The sequence below is a fragment of the Kitasatospora sp. NPDC086801 genome, assembly GCF_044745805.1.
In the GTDB taxonomy this organism is placed as follows: domain Bacteria; phylum Actinomycetota; class Actinomycetes; order Streptomycetales; family Streptomycetaceae; genus Kitasatospora.
This window is the reverse complement of the sequence record NZ_JBIVAX010000008.1, coordinates 107,536-129,868: the sequence shown is the minus strand read 5'-3', so window position 1 is coordinate 129,868 and position 22,333 is coordinate 107,536. Positions and strand designations below refer to the sequence as shown.

Below are 22,333 nucleotides of genomic sequence, written 5' to 3'. Positions count from 1 at the left end.
CACCCGCGTCCGCCAGAGCCTGGAGCCGCACCCACCCATGGACGACACCGAGACCACCGCCTCCGTCGGCCCCACCCCCGCCGGCCGCCCACCCGCCGACTTCACCCCCGCCGAGCGCGCCCGCGGCCGCGCGCTGCGCCGCGCCCAGCTGCCCTGGGCGCTGGGCGGGCGGCTGGCGGGCCTGGCGCTCACCCTGCTGCTCGGCCTGACCCAGGCCGGCGCCGGCCTGGTCTCGACCGTCGGCGGCTGGTCCGGCGGCTCCCGGACTGCCGGGGTGCTGGCGGGCGCGGCGGCCCTGGTGGTGCTCGGACAGGCGTTGCAGCTGCCGTTCGGCGCCCGGTTGCGGGCGGTCCGGTCCCGGTACGGGCTGGTGACGCAGGGCTGGGCCGGCTGGGCTATGGACGCGCTGCGCGGCCTGGGGCTGGCCCTGGTGCTGGTCCTTCCGCTCGCGCTCGGACTGTTCGCGCTGACCGCCTGGTCGCCGCGGCACTGGTGGCTGCCGGCGGCGGGCGCGGCGGTGGTGCTGACGGCGGCGCTGTCCTTCCTGCACCCGCTGCTGATCGAGCCGGTGTTCAACCGCTTCACTCCGATGCCGCCGGGCCCGCTGCGCAGTGCCCTGCTGGCGCTGGCCGAGCGGGACGGCGTACGGGTGCGGGACGTCCTGGTGGCGGACGCCTCGCGGCGGACCACCGCGCTCAACGCGTACGTCTCGGGGCTGGGCGCGACCCGCCGGATCGTCGCGTACGACACGCTGCTGTCGACGGCCACGCCGCGCGAGGTGGAACTGGTGGTGGCGCACGAGCTGGGCCACGTGAAGCACCGGGACGTACCGTTCGGCACCTTGCTGGGCGCGGTGGGCGCGGCCGCGGCGGTGGCCCTGCTGGGGGTGCTGAGCACCTGGCGGCCGCTGTTGTCGGCGGCGGGCGCGGCCGATGCGGCCGATCCGCGGGCGCTGCCGCTGCTGGCGGCGTGCGCGGCGCTGCTGGGGGCGTTGTCGGGGCCGGCGCAGTGCGCGGTGAGCCGCCGGATCGAGGCCAGGGCGGACCGGCACGCACTCGAACTGACTGCGGACGCCGAGCAGTTCGTCGCGATGCAACGCAGACTGGCCTTGGCGAACGTCTCCGATGTCGACCCGCCGAGGGCGCTTGAGCTACTGTTCGCCACTCACCCGAGTGCGACCCGCCGGATTGCCGCCGCCCGCGCCTGGCAGGCCACTCAGGGACAGGCGGCCCCGGAGCGGCGCGCGGACCCGGGGGAATCCGTTGTATAGTGCAACAAATATCGAGGAGGTAGGAACGCCCGTGCCCGGCCGCCAGTCGTCCATCGACGCCATCCAGCGCGAGCTGACCGCCTTCGCCCGGCGCGCCCGGCACAAGGCCTCCCAGCTGCACCCCGACCTCTCCCTGGTCACCTACAGCATCCTCGACCTGATCACCGAGCGCGGCGGCTGCCGGGCCGCCGACGTGGCCGCCCACTTCATGCTCGACAAGTCCACCGTCAGCCGCCAGGTCACCGCCCTGGAGAAGCTCGGACTGCTGCGGCGCGAGGCCGACCCGGACGACCAGCGCGGCCAGATCCTGCGCGCCACCGAGGCCGGGCTCACCCTGCTGCAGGACGCCAACGAGCAGCGCCGGCTGGCCTTCACCGCCCGCTTCACCGACTGGTCCGACGAGGACGTCGCCCGCTTCGCCGACTACCTGGCCCGCTACGGCGAAGAGGGCTGAGCCCCCCGCCGCGCACCGCCCCGACCCGGGTCGGCACACCGTCCCGACCGGCTCCGAGTGCCGCCCGGGGTGCGCCCCACCGCCCCGACGGTGTACAGAGGAAAGGTGCCCCTACGGCAGCGTCCCCGTGACCTGCGTCCCCGCTACCGCCCGCGCGACCGCCGCCGCTTCTGGCGGACCGACCGTCGCGCGCTGACGGCGCTGTCGCTCGCGCTGATCGTCGTGATCACCGTCGTCGACATCGCCTCCCCCGCGCAGATCCACCTCGGCCCGCTGCTGATCGTCGCCCCCGCCCTGACCGCCTCCTTCGCCGGCGCCCGGGCCACCGCCGGGGTCGCCCTGCTGGCCCTCGCCGCGCTCACCGTCATCGGCATCACCCGGGACGGCCTCACCAGCGCCAACATCGAGACCCAGCTGGGCGCACAGCTCGTCGTCTCCGCCCTGATCGTCGGACTGCGGACGCTGCGCGAACGGTACGAGCGCGAGCTGGCCCAGGTCCGCTCGGTGTCCGAGGCCGCCCAGCGGGTGCTGCTGCGCCCGCTGCCGGACCGGATCGGGCCGCTGCACCTGGCCGCCGTCTACCTGGCCGCCGAGGCCGAGGCGCAGGTCGGCGGCGACCTGTACGCGGCCGCCCGCACCACCACCGGCACCCGGCTGCTGGTCGGCGATGTCCGCGGCAAGGGCCTGTCCTCGCTCGGCGACGCGGCCCTGCTGCTCGGCGCCTTCCGCGCCGCCGCCCACCTGCACGCCGACCTGCCCGGGCTCGCCGCCTACCTGGACGGCAGCGTCTGCTGGGACCTCGCCCAGCTCGGCGAACAGGCCCGCCGGCGCCGGCTGGGCGGCGAGGACCCGGACGAGGCGGCCCCGCCGGAGGACGGCGGCGAGTCCTTCATCACCGCCGTCCTGCTCGACATCCCCGACGACGGCACGGCGGTCCGGCTGATCGACTGCGGCCACCCGCCCCCGCTGCTGCTGCGCCCCGGTGGCATCACCACGATCTCCGCCCGCCACCCGGCGCCGCCGCTGGGCCTGGGCGAGCTCGCCCCGGTCCGGTACGAGGTGGAGACCTTTCCGTTCCACCCCGGCGACCGGCTGCTGATCTACACCGACGGCGTGATCGAGGCCCGCGACGCCGACCGGCGCTTCTACCCGCTCACCGACCGCGTCACCGCCTGGCAGGACGAACGCCCGACCGCCCTGCTCCAGCACCTGCGCCGCGACCTGCTCGCCCACGTCGGCGGCCGGCTGGACGACGACGCGGCGATGGTCGTCGTCGAGCGGCTCCCCCGGCTCCCCTAGCTCCCCCGGCTCCCCCGGCTCCCTCCCCTGGCTCCCCTGTCGCGAACACCGGGGGCTGACGGCTACTGCGCGAGGTAGCCGCCGTCGACGGGCAGCACCGCGCCGGTGATGAAGGAGGCGTCGTCGGAGGCGAGGAACAGGACGGCGGCCGCGACCTCCGCCGGGGCCCCGAGGCGGCCCATCGGGTGGCGCTTCTCGATCGCCGCGAGGTATTCGGTCCCGCCGGGTTCGTCGTACAGGCGGGCGACGCGGTCGGTGGCGATGGTGCCGGGGGCGACGGCGTTGATCCGGATGCCGCGGTCGGCCCATTCGACGGCGAGGTGCCTGGTGAGGCCGGAGGCGACGAACTTTGCGGGCCCGTACACCGCCTGGCCGCGCTGGCCGGCCTCGCCGGAGATGGAGGAGACGCAGACGATCGCCCCGCCGGGCCGGTCCTGGGCGGCCATCGCCTGGATGCCGTACTTGCAGGTGAGGAACATGCCGCGGCCGTCGACGGCCATGACCTCGTCCCAGTCCTCGGCGGTGGCCTCGGTGACCTCCATGAGCGGAATCACCCCGGCGTTGGCCACCAGGACGTCGAGGCGGCCGTACCGTTCGACGGCGGCCTCGACCATCCGGCGGGCGTCCTCGTCGCGGGCCACGTCGCCGACCACCGTGCTGACGGCCCGCGGGAACCGGTCGGCCAGTCGGCGCAGGCCCTCGACGTCGATGTCCGCGCCGACCACCGACGCGCCCTCGCGCACGAAGCGTTCGGCGACGGCCCGGCCGATGCCGTTGGCCGCGCCCGTCACCACGCAGGACCGCCCGGCCAGGCGGCCCGCCGACACCCCTGATTCGCTCTCAGTCACCATGCCACCGGACTCTACCGATTCCGCGTCAGGAAGCCCGGTGCATCGACCAGTTGACCAGTGCACCGGGCCGGCTGCCGGGGTCGTCGAGGACCCCGGCAGCCGTGGCTCAGACCGTGAGCACGATCTTGCCGCGCAGGTGCCCGTGCTCGCTGATCCGGTGCGCCTCGGCCGCCTCCGCCAACGGCAGCACCTGGTGCAGCGGCAGCCGCAGGGTGCCCGCCCCGTGCAGCGCCAGCACGGCGGCGTAGGCGCGCTGGTGGTAGGGCTCGACGCCCTCCGCCCCGCCGCTGAAGCGGACGCCGTACTCGGCGGAGCCCGCGAAGTCGACGATCGTCACCACCCGGTCCGCGGAGCCGGTCAGCTCGATGGAGAGCGGCAGCACCCCGCCCTTGCCCGCCGCGTCCAGCGCCCGGTCCACCCCGCCCGGGGCGGCGGCCCGCACCCGGTCCGCCAGGCCGTCGCCGTAGGCCACCGGGATCGCGCCCAGCTCGCGCAGGTAGGCGTGGTTGGCCTCGCCGGCGGTGCCGACCACGGTGATCCCGCGCGCCCGGGCCAGTTGCAGCAGCAGGGTGCCGACCCCGCCGGCCGCGCCGTGCACCAGCAGCGTCTCGCCGGCCCGCACGCCCAGGACGCCGAGCACCCGCTCGGCGGTCTCGGCCGCCACCGGGATCGCCGCGGCCTCCTCCCAGCTCAGCGAGGCGGGCTTGCGGGCCAGCAGGTCGGCGTCGACGAGCGCCTGCTCGGCGTACGCGCCGCCCATGACGGCGCCGAACACCTCGTCGCCGGGCGCCCAGGCGGTCACGTCCGCGCCGACGGCCTCCACCACGCCGGCCAGCTCGTAGCCGCCGACGTGCGGGAAGGAGATCGGGAAGGCCTCCACCATCGAGCCGCTGCGCACCTTGTGGTCCAGCGGGTTGACGCCCACCGTGCGGACCGCGACCCGCACCTGGCCGGGGCCCGGGGCGGGCAGCTCGACGTCGGTCGGGCGCAGCACGTCCACGCCGCCGTACTCGGAGAAGGCGATTGCCTTGGTCATGGAATGTCCTTGCTGGTTCGGTGAGTTGTTTCTTCCGACGGCTCCATCCTGAATCGTCGGGAGTGGCCGGCAGGCCCGCCTTTCGGACGGTTCGACCTGTCCGAACGGCCAGGCCGCCGCCCCGGCCCCCGGGCTAGGCTGGCCGGCATGGGCGACGGCGTCGGGGCGGGCAAGGGCGTGGGCGGCGAGACGGGCGAGGGCGGCGTGACGGGTAGCGCGGACGAGCGGTGGCGGCAGCACTGGGGCCGCCCCGAGGAGGCGCTGGCACGGGCCGTCGAGGTGTTGCGCACGCCCCGGCCGCACCTGATGGACCGGCTCTCCGAGGTGGTCGCCACCCTCGTCCCGCACATGGCGATCGCCCAGCTCAGCGGCATCTGCACCTACTCCCCCACGCTCGCCTACGGCCCGCCCGAGCTGACCGGGGCCGTCAGCGGCCTGGAGCTCGCCAGGCTGTCCGAGGTGACCACCTCCGCGACGGCCGACGGTCGGGCCTGGCAGGGCGAGGCGCAGCTCGCCGGGCGGGCGCGGTCCGTCGTGGTGGTCACCGCGTCGGCGTCGGACGCCACCACCGCGGTGCTGGTGCTGGTCCGGGACGGCGGAGCCGACCCGGTGGCGGCCGGGGCGCTCGCCGTCCTCCAGCAGCTGTGGGACCTGGTCACCACCCACTCGCACCACCGCGCCACCGACGCCGGCCCCACCCACGCAGTGGCCTCCCGCGCCTCCGCCAACGCCCGGGCCCGGGCGATCGCCGAGTTCACCGGCGTCCACGGCGCGGCGCTCACCGCGGTCCTCGCGCCGCTGCGCTCCGCCGCACTGGACGACGCCACCGCGCGCCGCGCCGCCACCGAGCTGGCGGTGACGGCCCTGCTCGACCTGCGCCGGGGCGCCGACCTGGACCGGGCGCTCAGCGAGGAGCCCGCCGACGCCGCGTTCGCCCGGCTCGACCAGCAGCTGCGCCCGCTGCTGCGGCACACCCGGGTGCGGCTGGACGTGGCGCCGCCGGCGGAGGCCGCCCGGTCCGTACCGGCGGACACCGCGCACGCCGTCCGGGACGCCGTCCGGGCGGCCGTCCTCGTGATGCTGGAGCAGGACGCCCTGACCCGGCTGCACGTGAGCTGGCGGTTCACCGGTGACACGCTGCGGGCGGTGGTGCGGGACGACGGCCCCGGCCTGCTGGCCGCCGACGCGCTGGCCGTCCACCGCACCGCCGACCGGATCGCCGCCCTCGGCGGGCGCTGCGCCATCGAGGCCGTCCCCGGCTGGGGCACCACGGTGAGCGTCGACCTGCCGCTCGGCCTGCCCGAACCGCCGCGCGCCACCGACCCGTTGGACGGCCTCCAGCCGCGCGAGCTGGAGGTGCTCGACCAGCTGGCCCAGGGCCGGCGCAACCGGGACATCGCCGCGGCGCTGCACATCAGCGAGTCGACGGTGAAGTTCCACGTCGCCAACATCCTGGCCAAGCTCGGCGTCTCCTCGCGCGGCGAGGCGGCGGCCCTGGCCCACCGGGCGGGGCTGCCGAGCACCCCGGCCCTGCACGTGGCGTCCTGAGAAGATCACGAGATGACCGAGATGACCGAGATGACCGAGACGGCCGAACCGACGACCCCCTGGGACCCGACCGCCCCCGGTGTGCTGCGCCTGCCCTCCGGCCGCCTGCTGCGCGGGCGCGGCCTCAGCCGCCCGCTGCCGCCCGGCCCGCACCCCGCCTTCGGGCTCTACCTGCTGGGCCGCCCGCCGAAACCGCTCCCGTGGGAGGCCCGTTGGGTGCGCTGGCCCGACTTCCGGCTCCCCGCCGACCGGGCGGACGCGACCGACGCCTTCCGCGAGGCCTGGCGGCGGTCGGCGACCGAACGCGTCGAACTCGCCTGCGCCGGCGGCCACGGCCGCACCGGCACCGCCCTCGCCCGCCTCGCGATCCTGGACGGCGTCCCGGCCGCCGAGGCCGTCGCGTACGTCCGGGAGCACTACGACCGGCACGCGGTGGAGACGCCCTGGCAGCGCCGCTTCGTGGAGCGGTCCGCCTGAACGGCCGACCCGGCGGCCACGAGCGGGGATCCCGGCCCGGTGACCCGACTGCACCACGTGCGACGGTCACCCGGCCGTACCCGCGTGCGGCGGTCACCCGGCCGCACCTGCGCGCGACGGTTCGAACTGGCGTGTCCGGCGCACGGGGGGTGGCCGCGCCACGGCAGTGACCCGTTCGGGCTCCGCGCGCCCTACCGGGGGTCACGAGCCGCAGGAATGATGAGCGGACCGCACGTGATCCAGACGACTCCGCACCCCTGCCCCGGCAGGCGGACCTGCGGTGGAAGGAGCCCACGTTGTTGCTGCTCATCTCCCCGGACGGCGTCGAGGAGGCCCTCGACTGCGCGAAGGCGGCGGAGCACCTCGACATCGTCGACGTCAAGAAGCCGGACGAGGGCTCGCTCGGTGCGAACTTCCCGTGGGTCATCAGGGAGATCCGTGACGCCGTCCCGGCGGACAAGCCGTTGTCCGCCACCGTGGGGGACGTCCCGTACAAGCCCGGCACGGTGGCCCAGGCGGCGCTCGGTGCGGCCGTCTCCGGCGCCACGTACATCAAGGTCGGCCTCTACGGGTGCACGACGCCCGAACAGGCCGTCGACGTCATGCGAGGGGTCGTCCGGGCCGTGAAGGACTACCGGCCGGACGCGTTCGTCGTCGCCTCGGGCTACGCCGACGCCCACCGGATCGGCTGCGTCAACCCGCTCGCGCTGCCCGACATCGCCCGTCGCTCCGGCTCCGACGCGGCCATGCTCGACACCGCGATCAAGGACGGGACCCGGCTGTTCGACCACGTTCCGCCCGAGGTCTGCGCGGAGTTCGTCCGGCTGGCCCACGAAGCCGATCTGCTCGCCGCCCTCGCGGGCAGCGTCAAGGCGGCGGACCTCGGCACGCTGACCCGCATCGGCACGGACATCGTGGGGGTGCGCGGGACCGTCTGCGAGGGCGGCGACCGCACCACCGGACGGATCCGGCCGCAGCTGGTGGCCGCCTTCCGGGCGGAGATGGACCGGCACGCCCGCGAACACACGACCGTCGTCCCCGCCGCGAGGTGACCGCCGGCCTGCCGGCGAGCCGGCCCCGCCGCCCGCCCGCGGCCGACGGCGAGCGCTTCGCCGTCGTCGACCCGGCGACGGGCGAGGCCTTCGACGAGGCCCCCGACCAGCGGCCGGACGCGTTGGACGCCGTCGTCGGCCGGGCCCACGAGGCCTGGCACAGCTGGCGGGCCGCCCCCGCCGCCCGCGCCGCCGCGTTGCGCGCGGCAGCCGACGCCGTGGAGGCGGCCGGGGCCGACCTCGCCCCGCTGCTCACCCGGGAACAGGGCAAACCCCTGGCCGAGTCGGCCGCGGAGGTCGCCCGGACGGCGGCCCGCCTGCGCTACTTCGCCGACCTGGCGCCCGGGCCCCAGCCGATCACGGACGGCCGGCCGGTACGCAGCGAGATCCGCTGGCGCCCGCTGGGGCCCGTCGCCGCGATCGTCCCGTGGAACTTCCCCCTCCAGCTCGCGGCGGCGAAGTTCGCGCCCGCCCTCGCCGCCGGCAACACGGTGGTGCTCAAGCCCTCCCCCTTCACCCCCCTCGCCACCCGGCTGCTGGGGTCCGTCCTCGCCACCGCCCTCCCCGAGGGCGTCCTGACGATCGTCACCGGCCGCGAACCCCTCGGCGCCCGACTCGCCTCCCACCCGGGGATCCGCCACGTGACCTTCACCGGCTCGGTTCCCACCGGACGGGCCGTCGCGGCGGGCGCGGCCGCCTCGCTCGCCCGGGTCACCCTGGAACTGGGCGGCAACGACGCCGCCATCCTGCTGGACGACGCGGACGTGGAACGGATCGCGGACCGGCTGTTCTGGGCGGCGTTCCGCAACTGCGGGCAGGTCTGCATGGCGGTCAAGCGCGTCTACGCCCCGGCCCGGCTCTACCCCCACGTGGTCGAGGCGCTCGCGCAACGGGCGAAGAGCACCGTCGTCGGCGCCGGACTCGACCCGGGCACCCAGCTGGGGCCCGTCAACAACGCCCCCCAACTGGCCAGGGTCGAGCACTACACGGCCCGGGCCCTGGCGGACGGCGCCCGAGCCGTGGCCGGTGGCCACCGACTGGACCGGCCGGGCCACTTCTTCGCCCCGACGATCCTGGCCGACGTCCCCTGCGACAGTCCGGTGGTGACGGAGGAGCAGTTCGGCCCGGTCCTGCCGGTGCTGCCGTACCGGAGCGTCGACGAGGCCGTCGAGGCGGCCAACGCCACCGGATTCGGGCTGGGCGGCTCGGTGTGGGGGACGGACCTCGACCGGGCCGAGGCGGTGGCGGACCGGCTGGAGTGCGGGACGGCGTGGATCAACCACCACGCCGAACTGTCCCTCGCCCAGCCCTTCGCGGGCGTCAAGGACAGCGGTGTCGGCGTCGCGGGCGGGCCGTGGGGGCTCTACGGGAACCTCAGGCCGTTCGTCGTGCACCGGCCGGAGGAGGTGTGACGATGAGATTCGGCGCGGCGGTGCTGCGCTCGTACGAGAGCAGGTTCGCCGTCGAGCAGGTGGTCCTGAACGGGGGGCCGGCCGACGGCGAGGTCCTGGTGAGGATCGCGGGCTGCGGGATGTGCCGGACCGATCTCGCGGTCCGGCGTTCGGCGGGCCGCTCACCCCTGCCGGCGGTGCTCGGGCACGAGGGGGCCGGGGTCGTGGTGGAGACGGGCGGTCCGGACACCGGCCTGAGCGTCGGCGACCACGTCGTGCTGAGCTTCGACTCGTGCGGACACTGCCGGAACTGCCTGGGAGCGGCCCCCGCCTACTGCGACTCCTTCGCCCCGCTCAACCTCTTCGGCGGGCGCGAGGAGAACGCCGCGCGGTTCACCGACGCGGCCGGGGGCGAACTGGCCCCCCGGTGGTTCGGCCAGTCCTCGTTCGCCGAGTACGCGATGGTTCCGGCGCGCAACGCCGTCCGGGTCGACCGATCACTGCCCGTCGAACTGCTCGGACCGCTCGGCTGCGGCTTCCTGACCGGTGCCGGAGCGGTCTTCAACTCCTTCGGCGCCGGCCCCGGCGACACCGTCGTGGTCCTCGGCGCGGGAGCGGTGGGCCTGGCCGCGGTGATGGCGGCCACGGCCGCCGGGGCGGTGACCGTGGCCGTCGACCGGTACCCCGAACGGCTGGACCTCGCCGAGCGGTTCGGCGCGATCCCGCTGCGCGCCGGACCGGCCGACCTGGCCGAGCGGATCCGGCGGCTGACCGACGGCGGCGCGCAGTACGCCCTGGACACCACGGCCTCCGCCCGGCTGATCAACGACGCGCTCCGGGCCCTGCGCCCGACCGGCCACCTCGGGCTGGTGGCCCGGCTCCACACCGCACTGCCGCTCGATCCGGGGACCTTGGACCGGGGCCGGAGGATCTCCCACATCTGCGAGGGGGACGCGGTACCGGGGCTGCTGATCCCCCGGCTGACCCGGCTGTGGCAGGCCGGGAGGTTCCCGTTCGACCAACTGATCCGCACCTACCCGCTCGCCGACATCAACGAGGCCGAACGCGACTGCGACACGGGCCGGGTGGTCAAACCCGTCCTGGTGCCGTAGGGGAGCGCCCGCCGAGCGCGGCGTTCCCCTCCGCCCGGCGGCGCTCTCAACCTGGTGGCCCGCTACGTCCGCGGCTTGTGCGCGAACACCCACCGGTTGCCCTCCAGCGCGTCGTTCGGCTCGGGCAGTGGGCCGCGTCCGTGCTGGTGGGTGAAGTCGAACGGGGTGTGGACCGACGTGGTCCAGCCCTTGCCCGCCAGGTCGCCCGCGGAGTCGGGCCGCGGCTCTCCGTCGAACAGATCGAGCAGATCAATGCCGATCTGGTGTTTCGTCGAGGTGTAGATCGGGCTCTCGCGGTACTCCAACAGGCTCTTCTCCAGCTTGACCTCGTACGCCAGGGCGCTGCCGCCCGCGCTCAACCGGTCCACCGTGTCGATGAGTTGCGTCTCGACACCGTTGGGCAGGTAGAAGAGCAGCCCCTCCGCCAGCCAGACGCTCGGTGCGGCCCTGTCGAAGCCGGCGTCGGTCAGCGCGCCGACCCAGTCGGCGCGCAGATCGGTGACGACCGGTACCCGCGCCGCCTTCGGGGAGGCCGACAGCCCACCGAGCACCTCGTGCTTGAAGGCCAGCACGCCCTCCCGGTCGACCTCGAAGACCACGCAGCCGGGAGGCCAGTCGAGCCGGAACGCCCGCGTGTCCAACCCGGCCCCGAGCAGGACCACTTGGCGGGCGCCCGCGTGCACCGACCGGAGCAGGAAGTCGTCGAGGACCCTCGTCCGCAGACCGAAGTACCGCGCGAACCGCCCCCACAGCGGGTTCGCGTCCCCGTCCGGCACCTGCTGCATCCGGACCGGCCAGCCCGCGGACGCCGGTGCGGCGAGCACGAAGTGCTCCGCGTAGGCGTCCTGCGCCAGGGTGTCGTGCCGGTGGGTCTCGATCGCGCGTGCCGCGGCGACCAGGAGGGCCGTCAGGCCGACACCGCCCTCCACCCCTTCCACACCGGTGCCCCGATGCGCCGTACCGACCATGTGGCCTCCCCTTGAAGCGAGTTGAGAACGCGAACAGCGAGGAACGCGAATGCCTCCCCACTATCCGGCCGACGATCGCCCGACCGGGAAAGGTCCCACCGGATCCACCCGACCGGGTGAATCCCACCACCGCGGCACCCGGACGCCCCCCGGGTGTGCTGCTCACCGGCCGCGCCGGGCCTGTTCGCGCACGTGCTCGGGGTACCAGCGGGTGATCCGGAACGCCACCACCAGCAGGATCACCGGGATGACCCAGGTCAGCCAGTCCTTCGCCGAGCCGACGTGCAGGGCCGCCAGCCCCAGCAGCGCGGTGATCAGGAAGACCGTGCCCCAGAGCGCGGTCAGCAACCGGTTGGTGCGCTTGAACCGCGGGGTGCCCCAGACCTCCGGCGGCGTGGACTCCCGGGCGTACTGCTCGGTGAACGGCACGAACGCCAGCGATCCCAGGGCCACCACGGCGAGCACACCGCTGGACAGCACCTGCGCGTAGGTCTCCAGCCAGATCAGGCTGTGCCGGTCGAGCACCAGGCCCAGCACGCAGAGCACCGCGAAGAAGGCCACGCCGGCGACGGTGAGCACCTTGAGCGCGTGGTGGCGCGCGTCCGGTACGGCGAGGACCAGCGCGGCGACCAGCGCCGTCAGGGCCGCCAGTTTCCAGGTGCTCGGCCCGGCGATGACGTCGAAGACGAGCCACGGCACGAACGAGAGGAAGACCGAGCCGGACCGCAGACCGCCCCGGGCCTGGCGTCCCGGGCCCGGACCCGGGCCGGGATCGGCTGCCGGGACGGGATCGGCTGCCGGGCCGGATGCGGGGTCGGGCGGGGAAGGTCCGAACGTGGGTCGGTGCATGAGAACCTCCGGCTCCATGCTGCGACGAGGCCGCTCCGGCTGCATCCGGGGCCGCCCTCGCCCCCTCGCGCCCCCTCCCCGAGGCGCCGGGGCGCTTCGGGGAGGTACGGGGAGGTACGGGGAGGTACTGAGCGGGGTCAGGTCTTGCGCAGGGCCGGAGCCGGGGCGCCGATCAGGAGCCGGCGGACGGCGTCCCAGGCGGTGCGCTGGGCGGCGGCGCAGGCGCGGGTGTCGGAGCCGAGCAGGCGGAGCCAGGCGCCGCTGTCGTGCGGGAGGACGCTGACGCCGTGGAGCAGGCCGCTGCCGGCCAGGGCCTCGTGCAGGGTGTCGGCGACCTGGGCGGCGGGGGCGAGCGGGGTGACGACGTAGAGGCTGGCCATGACGTCGTGGCCGGCCAGGACCGCCGGGCCGGTCACGCCGACCTCCGGGGGCTCCAGGCGGACGGTGTCGAGGGCGATCAACTGGCCGTCGGGGCGCCGCACTTCGAGGTCGGAGGCGAACACCTGGTAGGCGTTGCGCTCGCCCCGGGCGAGGCGGCCGGCGAGGACGGTCTCGCCGGCCAGCACGGTGGCGGTGGGGTCGACGGTGAGGACGGTGCGCTGGTAGAGCCGGGAATCGACGAAGGGGATGACGGGCTCGGGCAGGTACTCGACGTAGGCGCGGGGGCCGGCGTCCAGGTTGACCAGCTGCGTCGCGTAGTCGAACTCCATCCGGTAGACCTTGGTGGCCGCCTGGGTGGTGAGGTGGGTCGCGGTGTCGGCGCCGCAGCGCAGGTCGGTGCGGAGCCGGTCGGCCTGGAGGATGCCGCCGCCGGTGGACATCAGGAAGGTGACGGCGAGGTCCGGGCGGGCCGGGTCGAAGTAGAGCGGGCGCATGATCTGCAGCGGCGACTTCTGGTAGTGGCCGGTGAGTTCGGTGCGTTCGCCGATCCGTTCGAAGGCCAGCTCCAGCAGGCCGACCTTGCCGGGGCGCCCGACACCCAGGGTGTCGGGCGTCCCGGCGTACCGGCGGACGGCGTACGGGACGCGGGCCGGCTCGTAGTGCCGCGGATCGAGCCGGGGCACGGCGGCCTCCCCCGCAGCCGCTTCCCCCGCGGCCACGGTGACGGTCATGCCGGGACCTTGCGGAAGGTCTCCAGGAAGGTGGCGATCTCGTCCAGCCCGTGCCCGGTGAGGCAGTTGGTGAGCACGACCGGCCCGCCCTCCCGGACGCGGTGGGCGTCGGACTCCATGATGCCGAGGTCCGCGCGGACGTACTGGGCGATGTCGATCTTGTTGATGACCAGCAGGTCGGACTCGGTGATGCCCGGGCCGCGCTTGCGGGGCATCTTCTCGCCCTCGGCGGTGTCCAGGACGAAGAGGAAGAGGTCGACCAGGACGGGGCTGAACGTCAGCGTGAGGTTGTCGCCGCCGGACTCGAACAGCAGGGTGTCGACGTCGGGGAAGCGCTCCAGCATCTCGGCACCGGCCGCGAGGTTCATCGTCGGGTCGTCCCGGACGGCGGTGTGCGGGCAGGCGCCGGTCTCGACGCCGACGACCCGCTCGGGGTCGAGGACGCCGGCCAGGGTGCGGCGCACGTGCTGCGCGTCCTCCTGGGTGTAGATGTCGTTGGTGATGACCGCCGGGCGGTGGCCGCGCGCGATCAGCACCGGGACGAGGGCCTCGATGAGCGCCGTCTTGCCGGAGCCTACCGGTCCGCCGATGCCCACGCGGAGCACGTTCTCGGTCATTGCTGTCTCCTTCTGATGCGGTGTGACGTTGGTTCTGCGTCCGGGAGGAGCGGGAGGCACGGGCTCTGCGGAAGGCCCGGGCCCGCCGCTCCTCCCGGACGGTTCAGCTGGCGAACAGCCGGGCCTCGGCCCGTTCGTGGCGTCCGGACATCGCGTCCGCGACCGGCACGCACCCGCCCAGGTCGTCCAACTCCCGGGCGAGGGCGGCCCGTACGGTCTCCTCGATCACCGGCGCCGCGGCCCGCAGCACCACCTGGGCCTTGCGGTGGTCGGTCAGCCGCAGCCGCAGGGCGGCGCCGACGAAGCTGGTGCAGAAGGCGAACAGGTCGCTGGCGACGGCCTGGTCGACGGGCACGGCGGCGGAGGCGTAGGCGACTCCGGCGGCCACCGGCTGGGAGCCGGGGGCCCGCTTGGCGGCGACCAGTTCGGCGTACCGGTCCAGCGGTTCGCCGCCGATCGACTCCCGGGCGATGTCGAGGAGTTGGCGCCCGGTCCGGGTGGAGGCCAGGCGCAGTTCGCGGTTGAGCTTGGTGGCGTGCAGCCGCTGGTCCACCTCGACCAGCAGGTCCCAGTCACCGGCCCGGGCCGCGCGGTGGGCGAAGGCGAGCGCGGTGGCGTCGCCGGGGCCGACCGAGTGGCGCAGCAGGTCGGTGAGCAGGTCGGGCATGGTGTCCGGGGTGACGGCCTTGGCCTGCGCGTAGCCCTCCAGGCCGTGCGAGAGGGTGTAGAAGCCGCTGGGGAAGGCGGAGTCGGTCAGTTGGAGGCTGACCAGCAGGGCGTCGAGCGACGCCGTGGGAGCCGGGGTGCTGCTCACGCGAGGTAGAACAGGTGGTTGAGCGGGAGCTCGCGGGCGGGCTCGATGGTCGCCGGCTCGCCGTCCAGGGTGACCTTGTAGGTCTCCGGGTCGACGGCGATCTTCGGCAGCGCGTCGTTGCGGACCATGTGCTGCTTGCCGACCGAGCGGCAGTGCCGCACGGGCAGGACGCGGCTGTCCAGGCCGAGTTGGGCCGGGACGCCGAGGTCGATGGCGGCTTGGGACATGAAGGAGACCCGGGTGGCCTGCTTGGCCCGGCCGAGCGCGCCGTACATCGGGCGGTAGTAGACCGGCTGCGGGGTGGGCAGCGAGGCGTTCGGGTCGCCCATCAGCGCCCAGTTGATGACGCCGCCCTTGATGACCATCTTGGGCTTGGCGCCGAAGGAGTTGATCGGCCAGAGCACGATGTCGGCGAGCTTGCCGCTCTCCAGCGAGCCGATGTGGTCGGCGGTGCCGGAGGCGATGGCCGGGTTGATGGTGAGCTTGGCGAGGTAGCGCAGGACGCGGAAGTTGTCGTTGCGCTCGGTGTCGCCGTCGAGCTTGCCGCGCTGGTCCTTGCAGTGGTGGGCGGTCTGGAAGGCGCGGGTGAAGGACTCCCCGATCCGGCCCATCGCCTGCGAGTCCGAGGAGAAGATCGAGATGACGCCCTCGTCGTGCAGGACGGTCTCGGCGGCGATCGTCTCGGCGCGGACCCGGGAGTCGGCGAAGGAGACGTCCTCGGGGATGTCGTGGCTGAGGTGGTGGCAGACCATCACCATGTCCAGCAGTTCGTCGACCGAGTTGACGGTGTAGGGCAGCGTGGGGTTGGTGGAGGACGGCAGGACGTTGGGCTCGCCGGCGATCCGCATGATGTCGGGGGCGTGGCCGCCGCCCGCGCCCTCGGTGTGGAAGGTGTGGATGGTGCGGCCGTCGATGGCGGAGAGGGTGTCCTCGAAGAAGCCGCCCTCGTTGAGGGTGTCCGTGTGGATGGCCACCTGGACGTCGTACTCGTCGGCGACGCTGAGCGCGCTGTCGATGGCGGCGGGGGTGCTGCCCCAGTCCTCGTGCACCTTGAGGCCGCAGACGCCCGCCTCGACCTGCTCGCGCAGGGCGCCGGGCAGCGAGCCGTTGCCCTTGCCGAGGAGGCCGACGTTGACCGGCAGGTCCTCGACCGCCTGGTACATCCGGTGGATGTTCCACGGGCCGGGGGTGCAGGTGGTGCCGTTGGTGCCGTCGGAGGGGCCGGTGCCGCCGCCGATGAGGGTGGTGATGCCGTTGCTCAGCGCCTCCTGCACCTGCTGCGGGGCGATGAAGTGGATGTGGGTGTCGATGCCGCCGGCGGTGGCGATCAGGTGCTCGCCGGAGATCACCTCGGTGCCGGGGCCGATGACCAGCTTGGGGTGCACGCCGCTCTGGGTGTGCGGGTTGCCGGCCTTGCCCACGGCGGTGATGAAGCCGTCCTTGACGCCGATGTCGCCCTTGACCACGCCGAGGACCGCGTCCATCACGACGACGTTGGTGATCACCAGGTCCAGCGCGCCCTGGGCGGCGGTGGCGGCCGGGTCCTGGGCCATGCCGTCGCGGATGCCCTTGCCGCCGCCGTAGACGGCCTCGTCGCCGTAGTGGCCCTGGTTGTGGTCCTTCTCGATCTCGACGACCAGGTTGGTGTCGGCGAGGTGGAAGCGGTCGCCGACGGTGGGTCCGAAGAGATCGGTGTACTGCTTGCGGGACAGCGTGGCCATCAGCGGTCGCCTTCCTTGTGGTCGAGGTTGGTGCCCTTGAACCCGAGCGCGATCGCCCGGTCGATCGCCCGGGCGCGGGTGTCGGCCGACCTGATGCCGCCGTCGACGAGGTTGCTGAAGCCGATCAGGCGGCCGTGGCCGCCGAACTCGGCGAGCGTGACGTCCTTGGTGTCGCCCGGCTCGAAGCGGACGGCGGTGCCGGCCGGGATGTCCAGGTGCTTGCCGTAGGCGGCGTTGCGGTCGAAGTCGAGGGCGCGGTTGGCCTCGAAGAAGTGGTAGTGCGAGCCGACCTGGATCGCCCGGTCGCCGGTGTTGCTGACCGTGATGGTGACCTGGGCGCGACCGGCGTTGATCTCCACCGGGTCGTCGCCGTACAGGTACGTGGCGCCACCAGACATGGCGGGCCCTTCCTCTCTGTCGGTTCAGTGATGTGTGTGGCCGTGCGAGTGCCCTTGCCCGTCGCCGTGCGAGTGGCCGGTGCCGTGCGAGTGCCCTTGCCCGTCGCCGTGCGAGTGGCCGGTGCCGTGCGAGTGCCCGGTGTGCGAGTGGTCCCCGCCGGGGCCGTGGCTGTGGGCGTAGCCGTGCCCGTGCTCGGCGTCGAGGCCGGCCAGGATGCCGTCCTCGCCGTGGCCGAGCAGGTGCAGGGCGGCCGCGGTGCGGGCCGCGACGACCCCGGCGATCGCGGACGGCCGCAGCAGCGGACCGCCGTCCCGCACCCCGGGCAGTTCGGTGCGCAGCGCCGGTCCGAACGAGGCCGGGACGGCCGTCACCTCGCGGGCACCGAGCAGCCGGCAGCGTTCGGCGCCCTCGGCGAGGTCGGGGTCGCCGCCCGCGAAGGCCACCTCGACCCAGCGGTGGTGCCCGTACTGGCGGACCAGCCGGGCGATCCGGAACAGGTCCGCGTCCTCGAACGGGCCGGCCGCCGGGGCGGTGACCAGCACGGCGCCGTCGGACGGCGGGCCGCCGTCGGGCCCGGAGGCGGCGGCGGCCGCGGCCCGCAGCCAGCCGACGAGGTGGTCCTTGCCGCCGAACGCCCCGGACAGGGCGAGTCGGCCGCGGCCCTCCCCGGCGGCCAGCCAGCGCAGCGCCCGGGCGGTGTCGGCCACCAGCTTCGGGTCGCGGCCCAGCGTCATCGGGACGACGCACACCGGCCCGTCGGTGGCGGCCAGTGCCGAGCGGACGGCCTCGCCGAGCGCCCGGCCGGCGGCGGCCGCGGCGTGGACGGCGGGCTCGCGCTCCACCAGGGCGGCCAGGTCGCGGCCGCCGTCGCTCTCGTGCCCGCCGGCCAGCACCACCGTGGCGGCGGGCGCCTCGGCGACCGGGGCCCGCCTGACCGTCACTTCCGCCTGAGGTGCGGTCATGGCTCAGGCACCCACCGGGTCGTGGCAGGACACCAGCTTGGTGCCGTCCAGGAACGCGGCCTCGACCTGGAGCAGCGGCAGCATCTCGCGGACGCCGGGCATGACGTCCTCGCCGCTGACGACCTGCTTGCCGATCTCCATGCACTCGGCGACGGTGCGCCCGTCCCGGGCGCCCTCCATGATCGCCTCGCTGATCAGCGCGCAGGCCTCGCTGTAGTTCAGTTTCACACCGCGGTCGCGGCGCTTGCGGGCCAGATCGGCCACGACGTAGATGTACAGCTTGTCCATCTCACGCGGGGCGAGATTCACGGGAATCACTCTTCCTTTCCGAGGGAACTCCGCAGGAACTCCGAATGAACACGCCTGTCACGAGCGGGAATTCGGGCTACCGAAACCCGGTCAGACTCTGCGCAGCCGGGGAATGGCCGGCACCGCCGCCAGGAACAGCATGGTGGTCAGGACGAACGGCCAGGTGAAGGCGTGGCCGCCGAACGGCGCGGTGGCGGCGGCGAGCGCCGGGGTCAGGACGGTGGCGGCGGCCGCGCCGAGGACGGCGTAGGCCGCGCTCCACCCACCGGGGTCGACGAACACGCCGCACAGCGCCATCGCGACGAGCACCCCGCTGTATCCGAGCAGGCCTTGGCCCACGGCATCGGCGGGCGCGCCGAGCGCCCAGGCGGTGAGCAGCCCGGTCGCACTGCCCGCGCAGGCCAGCAGTCCGGCCAGGCGGCTGGCCGCGAAGATGCCGGCCAGGAACAGCAGGCCGACGTACCACTGGGGCATGAAGAAGATCTGGCCGATGTTGGCGAAGAACCCGTGCCACAACTGGTCCCAGGTCAGCCCGGTCGGGCCGGTGGCCGGCCCGGCCAGGGCGGTCGGGGCGCCGGTGCCGTGCCACAGGTGCCGGAAGCCGGGCGCCGCGGCCGTCGTCGCGGTGGCGACCAGGCAGAACGGCGCGGTGAGCGCCGGCAGTTTCCAGGTGTCGAGCACCGCGCCGAGGCCCGCGGTGACCACCACGGCGACGACGGCGCCGAGGACGGCCGCCGCGACGGCGGCGGGGTGGTCGGGGCCGAGGAACACCGCGCACCCCAGCGCCACCAGGCAGCCGTTGTAGCCGTGCAGCCCGGCCTCGACGGCGTCGCGCGCCAGCCCCAGGCCGTACGCGACGGCGGTGCCGACGGCGCTGCCGAGCAGCCCGTAGACGCCGTACCGCCAGCCGGCCGCGAAGAGTGCGGCCACGAAGAACAGGCCGCAGACGGCGGACGGCATGAAGTCCACCTGCGCGACGCCGCGCAGGACTTCGACGACTAACTTGAGGGATATCGGGCGGGCGGCCTCGGAGGCCCCCTGCTCACCCTTTTTCTGACCCATACTTCGCACCAATTCCCGGTACGGCTTTTCACGGCATGGCGAATAGTCCCGCAAGGCTGCTCGACTTACTCGCGAGCACGCCCGGCGATTCCTCCGGAACCGTACTCCTGCGGATTGCCGGTCGGCGCGGACACGACCGGTTACACCCGCACGGCGAAGGGTGATCATCATGCCCCTGAGCTGCAACAATATGTTGATTGCGCAGGTCAGCGACCCCCCTGGAGAGAGCCATTCTTTGCGAATTTTTACTTGTGGCGGACGAAAACGAGAAGGTGGTCATGTCAAGGAATTCGACACGAAGTCACCCCGGCCAGGCAATTCGGACATCCGGCGCCGCGAAAGGGCGGTGCAGCGTCGCAGAAATGTGGCGGGAATGTGTACGCGCTGCGTCGGGAAGTGGCCGGGCCGCCGTACGCGGGCCTGCGGGTGCGAGCCGGCCGCCGGCGGCCGGGCCCCGGCAGCACGGACGCGGGAAGTCGGCCGGGCCGGCCTCCCACTCCACGGGCCGCTACCGGCCGCGGCGGCCACCGCCTTCGGGACGCCGTCGAGATGTCTTCGGGACGTCTTCGGGCGCTGTCGGGACACCGGCGCCCTAGCGACAGCAGGATGGTCGGACTATCGTTAGTTAGCGAAAGCTATCGAAGTACTCTCCGACTGGCGGCCACGGCCGGCCACTCACCTGGGGGCAGCGGTGGCGACGAGAATCCCGAACAGCGGTAGGAGCGGGCGCGTCCGCGCCGTCCGTGGAGCCGTGGCGGCGGACCATCCGCGGTACAAGTGGGTCGCGCTCTCCAACACCACGCTCGGCACCCTGATCGCCACCATCAACGCCTCGATCGTCCTGATCTCCCTCCCCGCGATCTTCAACGGCATCGGCCTGGACCCGCTGCAACCCGGCAACGTCAGCTACCTGTTGTGGATGCTGATGGGCTACATGCTGGTCACCGCCGTCCTGGTGGTCACCCTCGGCAGGCTGGGCGACATCCACGGCCGGGTGCGGATCTACAACGCCGGCTTCCTGATCTTCACCCTCACCTCGGTGGCCCTCTCCCTCGACCCGCTGCACGGCGGGCCGGGCGCGCTGTGGCTGATCGGCTGGCGGGTGGTGCAGGCGATCGGCGGCTCGATGCTGATGGCCAACTCGGCCGCGATCATCACCGACGCGTTCCCGGCCCACCGCCGCGGCATGGCGCTGGGCGTGAACATCGTCGCGGGCATCGCCGGCTCCTTCATCGGCCTGGTGCTGGGCGGGCTGCTGGCCGAGTGGAACTGGCGGTCGATCTTCTGGGTGAACGTGCCGATCGGCATCCTCGGCACGGTCTGGGCCTACCGGTCGCTGCGCGAGACCGGCATCCGGCGGCCCGCCCGGATCGACTGGTGGGGCAACGTCACCTTCGCCGTCGGCCTGACCGCCCTGCTCGCCGCGATCACCTACGGCATCCAGCCCTACGGCGGCCACACCATGGGCTGGACGAACCCCTGGGTGCTGAGCGGGCTGTTCGGCGGGGTGGCGCTGCTGGTCGCCTTCTGCCTGATCGAGTCCAGGGTCGCCGAGCCGATGTTCCCGCTGGCCCTGTTCCGCAACCGGGTCTTCGCCGGCGGGAACGCGGCCACGCTGCTGGGCTCGATCGCCCGCGGCGGCCTCCAGTTCATGCTGATCATCTGGCTGCAGGGCATCTGGCTGCCGCTGCACGGCTACGACTACGCCGACACCCCGCTGTGGGCCGGCATCTACCTCGTCCCGCTGACCGTCGGCTTCCTCGCCGCCGGGCCGGTCTCGGGCTACCTCTCCGACCGGGCCGGGGCCCGGCTGTTCGCCTCCGGCGGGCTCGTGGTGATGGCCCTCTCCTTCGCCGGACTGCTGCTCCTGCCCACCGACTTCGGCTACCCGTGGTTCGCCGTCCTGGTGTTCCTCAACGGCCTGGGCGGCGGCCTGTTCGCGGCCCCCAACACCTCGCTGATCATGTCGAGCGTGCCGGCCGAGGCCCGCGGCGCCGCCTCCGGCATGCGGGCCACCTTCCAGAACGCCGGCATGGTGCTCTCGATCGGCGTCTTCTTCTCCCTGATGGTGGCCGGCCTGGCCGGCTCGCTGCCGCACACCCTCACCGCCGGGCTGACCGCGCAGGGCGTGCCCGCCGCCGACGCGCACGCCATCGCCGCGCTGCCGCCGGTCGGCACGCTCTTCGCCGCGTTCCTCGGGTACAACCCGATCCAGCAGCTGCTGGGCCCGCACGTGCTCGGCATGCTCCCGGCGGCCAACGCCCGGACGCTGACCGGCCGCGAGTTCTTCCCGCAACTGATCTCGGGCCCCTTCCACGACGGCCTGGTGGTGGTGTTCTGGCTGGCGATCGCCATGTCGCTGGTCGCCGCGGCGGCCTCGCTGGTCCGCGAGCGCACCGGGCCGCGCCGCCCCCGACGCCCCCGGCCGGGCGCGGGAGGGCCCGCCGGACGCCCCGGTGCGAGCCGACCCGCACCGCACGGAAAGGTCCGCGAGCCGTGACCGGGGCCGAGGCCGGGAGCCGCAGCGAGGCCGGGACCGGGACGAACGCCGTGACCGGGACGGACGCCACGAGCGGGGCCGGTCTCTCCGCCGAGGCCCTCGTCCGGCTCCGTCTGGCGATCGGCCGGCTCAACCGGCAGATGGCCCGCGCCTCCGGCGGCCAGGACCTCACCGTCGCCCAACTCTCCGCCCTGGCCCGGGTGGAGCTGCACGGCCCGCTGCGGCTCGGCGAACTCGCCGCGCGGGAGGGGGTGGCCGTGCCGTCCGTGCTCCGCACGATCGCGCCGCTGACCGCCGACGGGCTGATCGCCAAGACCCCCGACCCGCTGGACGGCCGCTCGCAGCTGCTCGAACTCACCCCGGCCGGTCTGACGGCGATCACCCGGATCCGCCGGGAGCGCTCCGCTCTGCTGGCCCGCCGCAGCGCGCGACTCACCCCGCAGCAGTGCCGCCAACTGGAGGCGGCCGTGCCGCTGTTGGAATTGCTGCTGGACGAGCCCGACCCGGCCTGCCCCTCCGGCTAGGGCCTC

Annotated in this window: 22 protein-coding genes; 10 read left to right on the top strand and 12 right to left on the bottom strand. The window is 74.1% G+C overall.

Translation table 11 applies throughout. From position 1 onward, the window contains the following. Window positions 1-37: 37 nt before the first annotated feature. From ACIPLC_RS12710 to ACIPLC_RS12700, 3 genes are all read left to right on the top strand, one after another. Complete coding sequence (locus ACIPLC_RS12710; protein WP_400472964.1) at window positions 38-1,270, top strand: M48 family metalloprotease; 1,233 nt, start codon at window positions 38-40, stop codon at window positions 1,268-1,270. A gap of 31 nt (window positions 1,271-1,301) precedes the next feature. After that, entirely contained in the window at window positions 1,302-1,724 is a 423-nt protein-coding gene (locus tag ACIPLC_RS12705) for a MarR family winged helix-turn-helix transcriptional regulator (protein ID WP_400472963.1), read from the top strand. A 105-nt stretch (window positions 1,725-1,829) separates the two neighbouring features. Further along, the gene (locus ACIPLC_RS12700) at window positions 1,830-3,023 is read left to right on the top strand and encodes a PP2C family protein-serine/threonine phosphatase (protein ID WP_400472962.1); all 1,194 of its coding nucleotides are present in this window, start codon (window positions 1,830-1,832) and stop codon (window positions 3,021-3,023) included. 62 nt (window positions 3,024-3,085) lie between these two features. On the opposite strand, the gene ACIPLC_RS12695 is transcribed toward ACIPLC_RS12700, so the two are convergent. Together ACIPLC_RS12695 and ACIPLC_RS12690 are read right to left on the bottom strand one after the other, a co-directional pair. Continuing rightward, entirely contained in the window at window positions 3,086-3,874 is a 789-nt protein-coding gene (locus ACIPLC_RS12695) for an SDR family NAD(P)-dependent oxidoreductase (protein WP_400472961.1), read from the bottom strand. A 106-nt stretch (window positions 3,875-3,980) separates the two neighbouring features. Further along, window positions 3,981-4,910 carry an NADP-dependent oxidoreductase gene (locus tag ACIPLC_RS12690; protein WP_400472960.1) on the bottom strand — a complete coding sequence of 310 codons (930 nt, stop codon included), beginning with the start codon at window positions 4,908-4,910 and terminating at the stop codon, window positions 3,981-3,983. A gap of 147 nt (window positions 4,911-5,057) precedes the next feature. Here ACIPLC_RS12690 and ACIPLC_RS12685 point away from each other — a divergent pair, with 147 nt between their 5' ends. The 5 genes from ACIPLC_RS12685 to ACIPLC_RS12665 all read left to right on the top strand — a co-directional run bounded on the left by ACIPLC_RS12685 (window position 5,058) and on the right by ACIPLC_RS12665 (window position 10,490). Beyond that, a complete protein-coding gene (locus ACIPLC_RS12685; protein WP_400472959.1) occupies window positions 5,058-6,458 on the top strand; it encodes a LuxR C-terminal-related transcriptional regulator in 1,401 nt (466 codons plus the stop codon). A gap of 12 nt (window positions 6,459-6,470) precedes the next feature. Then, window positions 6,471-6,935, top strand: a complete 465-nt coding sequence (locus tag ACIPLC_RS12680) for a protein phosphatase (RefSeq protein ID WP_400472958.1) — start codon at window positions 6,471-6,473, stop codon at window positions 6,933-6,935. 296 nt (window positions 6,936-7,231) lie between these two features. Beyond that, window positions 7,232-7,987: a (5-formylfuran-3-yl)methyl phosphate synthase gene (locus tag ACIPLC_RS12675; protein ID WP_400472957.1), complete on the top strand. Its 756-nt coding sequence runs from the start codon at window positions 7,232-7,234 to the stop codon at window positions 7,985-7,987. 8 nt (window positions 7,988-7,995) lie between these two features. Beyond that, complete coding sequence (locus tag ACIPLC_RS12670) at window positions 7,996-9,399, top strand: aldehyde dehydrogenase family protein (RefSeq protein WP_400473033.1); 1,404 nt, start codon at window positions 7,996-7,998, stop codon at window positions 9,397-9,399. A gap of 2 nt (window positions 9,400-9,401) precedes the next feature. Further along, window positions 9,402-10,490: an NAD(P)-dependent alcohol dehydrogenase gene (locus tag ACIPLC_RS12665; protein WP_400472956.1), complete on the top strand. Its 1,089-nt coding sequence runs from the start codon at window positions 9,402-9,404 to the stop codon at window positions 10,488-10,490. Window positions 10,491-10,552: 62 nt separating this feature from the next. Here ACIPLC_RS12665 and ACIPLC_RS12660 read toward each other — a convergent pair whose 3' ends face one another. The 10 genes from ACIPLC_RS12660 to ACIPLC_RS12615 all read right to left on the bottom strand — a co-directional run bounded on the left by ACIPLC_RS12660 (window position 10,553) and on the right by ACIPLC_RS12615 (window position 19,303). After that, complete coding sequence (locus tag ACIPLC_RS12660) at window positions 10,553-11,458, bottom strand: class I SAM-dependent methyltransferase (RefSeq protein WP_400472955.1); 906 nt, start codon at window positions 11,456-11,458, stop codon at window positions 10,553-10,555. 162 nt (window positions 11,459-11,620) lie between these two features. Continuing rightward, window positions 11,621-12,157: a hypothetical protein gene (locus ACIPLC_RS12655; protein ID WP_400472954.1), complete on the bottom strand. Its 537-nt coding sequence runs from the start codon at window positions 12,155-12,157 to the stop codon at window positions 11,621-11,623. A gap of 287 nt (window positions 12,158-12,444) precedes the next feature. Further along, window positions 12,445-13,419, bottom strand: coding sequence for an urease accessory protein UreD (locus tag ACIPLC_RS12650; RefSeq protein WP_400472953.1), 975 nt, complete (start codon window positions 13,417-13,419; stop codon window positions 12,445-12,447). Then, window positions 13,416-14,036 (bottom strand): urease accessory protein UreG, encoded by a 621-nt coding sequence (ureG, locus tag ACIPLC_RS12645; protein WP_280680908.1) that lies wholly within the window; start codon window positions 14,034-14,036, stop codon window positions 13,416-13,418. Before ureG ends, ACIPLC_RS12650 begins: the two co-directional genes overlap by 4 nt. A 103-nt stretch (window positions 14,037-14,139) precedes the next feature. Further along, window positions 14,140-14,850 (bottom strand): urease accessory protein UreF, encoded by a 711-nt coding sequence (locus tag ACIPLC_RS12640; RefSeq protein WP_400472952.1) that lies wholly within the window; start codon window positions 14,848-14,850, stop codon window positions 14,140-14,142. Beyond that, entirely contained in the window at window positions 14,847-16,571 is a 1,725-nt protein-coding gene (ureC, locus tag ACIPLC_RS12635) for an urease subunit alpha (RefSeq protein WP_400472951.1), read from the bottom strand. Before ureC ends, ACIPLC_RS12640 begins: the two co-directional genes overlap by 4 nt. Beyond that, window positions 16,571-16,969 carry an urease subunit beta gene (locus tag ACIPLC_RS12630; RefSeq protein ID WP_063349825.1) on the bottom strand — a complete coding sequence of 133 codons (399 nt, stop codon included), beginning with the start codon at window positions 16,967-16,969 and terminating at the stop codon, window positions 16,571-16,573. Before ACIPLC_RS12630 ends, ureC begins: the two co-directional genes overlap by 1 nt. A 24-nt stretch (window positions 16,970-16,993) precedes the next feature. After that, complete coding sequence (locus ACIPLC_RS12625) at window positions 16,994-17,932, bottom strand: cobalamin biosynthesis protein CbiX (protein ID WP_400472950.1); 939 nt, start codon at window positions 17,930-17,932, stop codon at window positions 16,994-16,996. Between the two features lie 3 nt (window positions 17,933-17,935). After that, window positions 17,936-18,241, bottom strand: coding sequence for an urease subunit gamma (locus ACIPLC_RS12620; protein WP_063349823.1), 306 nt, complete (start codon window positions 18,239-18,241; stop codon window positions 17,936-17,938). 90 nt (window positions 18,242-18,331) lie between these two features. Continuing rightward, complete coding sequence (locus tag ACIPLC_RS12615) at window positions 18,332-19,303, bottom strand: urea transporter (protein WP_400472949.1); 972 nt, start codon at window positions 19,301-19,303, stop codon at window positions 18,332-18,334. Between the two features lie 751 nt (window positions 19,304-20,054). Here ACIPLC_RS12615 and ACIPLC_RS12610 point away from each other — a divergent pair. After that, window positions 20,055-21,803 carry an MFS transporter gene (locus ACIPLC_RS12610; protein WP_400472948.1) on the top strand — a complete coding sequence of 583 codons (1,749 nt, stop codon included), beginning with the start codon at window positions 20,055-20,057 and terminating at the stop codon, window positions 21,801-21,803. Then, window positions 21,800-22,327: a MarR family winged helix-turn-helix transcriptional regulator gene (locus ACIPLC_RS12605; protein ID WP_400472947.1), complete on the top strand. Its 528-nt coding sequence runs from the start codon at window positions 21,800-21,802 to the stop codon at window positions 22,325-22,327. The genes ACIPLC_RS12610 and ACIPLC_RS12605 overlap by 4 nt, the downstream gene beginning before the upstream one ends. The last annotated feature ends 6 nt before the right edge of the window (window positions 22,328-22,333 follow it).

Coding starts and splice junctions, on each gene's coding strand:
- ureG (WP_280680908.1), bottom strand. CDS start 14,036: ATGACCGAGAACGTGCTCCGCGTGGGCATCGGCGGACCGGTAGGCTCC.
- ACIPLC_RS12685 (WP_400472959.1), top strand. CDS start 5,058: ATGGGCGACGGCGTCGGGGCGGGCAAGGGCGTGGGCGGCGAGACGGGC.
- ACIPLC_RS12710 (WP_400472964.1), top strand. CDS start 38: ATGGACGACACCGAGACCACCGCCTCCGTCGGCCCCACCCCCGCCGGC.
- ACIPLC_RS12660 (WP_400472955.1), bottom strand. CDS start 11,458: ATGGTCGGTACGGCGCATCGGGGCACCGGTGTGGAAGGGGTGGAGGGC.
- ACIPLC_RS12615 (WP_400472949.1), bottom strand. CDS start 19,303: ATGGGTCAGAAAAAGGGTGAGCAGGGGGCCTCCGAGGCCGCCCGCCCG.
- ACIPLC_RS12690 (WP_400472960.1), bottom strand. CDS start 4,910: ATGACCAAGGCAATCGCCTTCTCCGAGTACGGCGGCGTGGACGTGCTG.
- ACIPLC_RS12630 (WP_063349825.1), bottom strand. CDS start 16,969: ATGTCTGGTGGCGCCACGTACCTGTACGGCGACGACCCGGTGGAGATC.
- ACIPLC_RS12695 (WP_400472961.1), bottom strand. CDS start 3,874: ATGGTGACTGAGAGCGAATCAGGGGTGTCGGCGGGCCGCCTGGCCGGG.
- ACIPLC_RS12650 (WP_400472953.1), bottom strand. CDS start 13,419: ATGACCGTCACCGTGGCCGCGGGGGAAGCGGCTGCGGGGGAGGCCGCC.
- ACIPLC_RS12625 (WP_400472950.1), bottom strand. CDS start 17,932: ATGACCGCACCTCAGGCGGAAGTGACGGTCAGGCGGGCCCCGGTCGCC.
- ureC (WP_400472951.1), bottom strand. CDS start 16,571: ATGGCCACGCTGTCCCGCAAGCAGTACACCGATCTCTTCGGACCCACC.
- ACIPLC_RS12665 (WP_400472956.1), top strand. CDS start 9,402: ATGAGATTCGGCGCGGCGGTGCTGCGCTCGTACGAGAGCAGGTTCGCC.
- ACIPLC_RS12680 (WP_400472958.1), top strand. CDS start 6,471: ATGACCGAGATGACCGAGATGACCGAGACGGCCGAACCGACGACCCCC.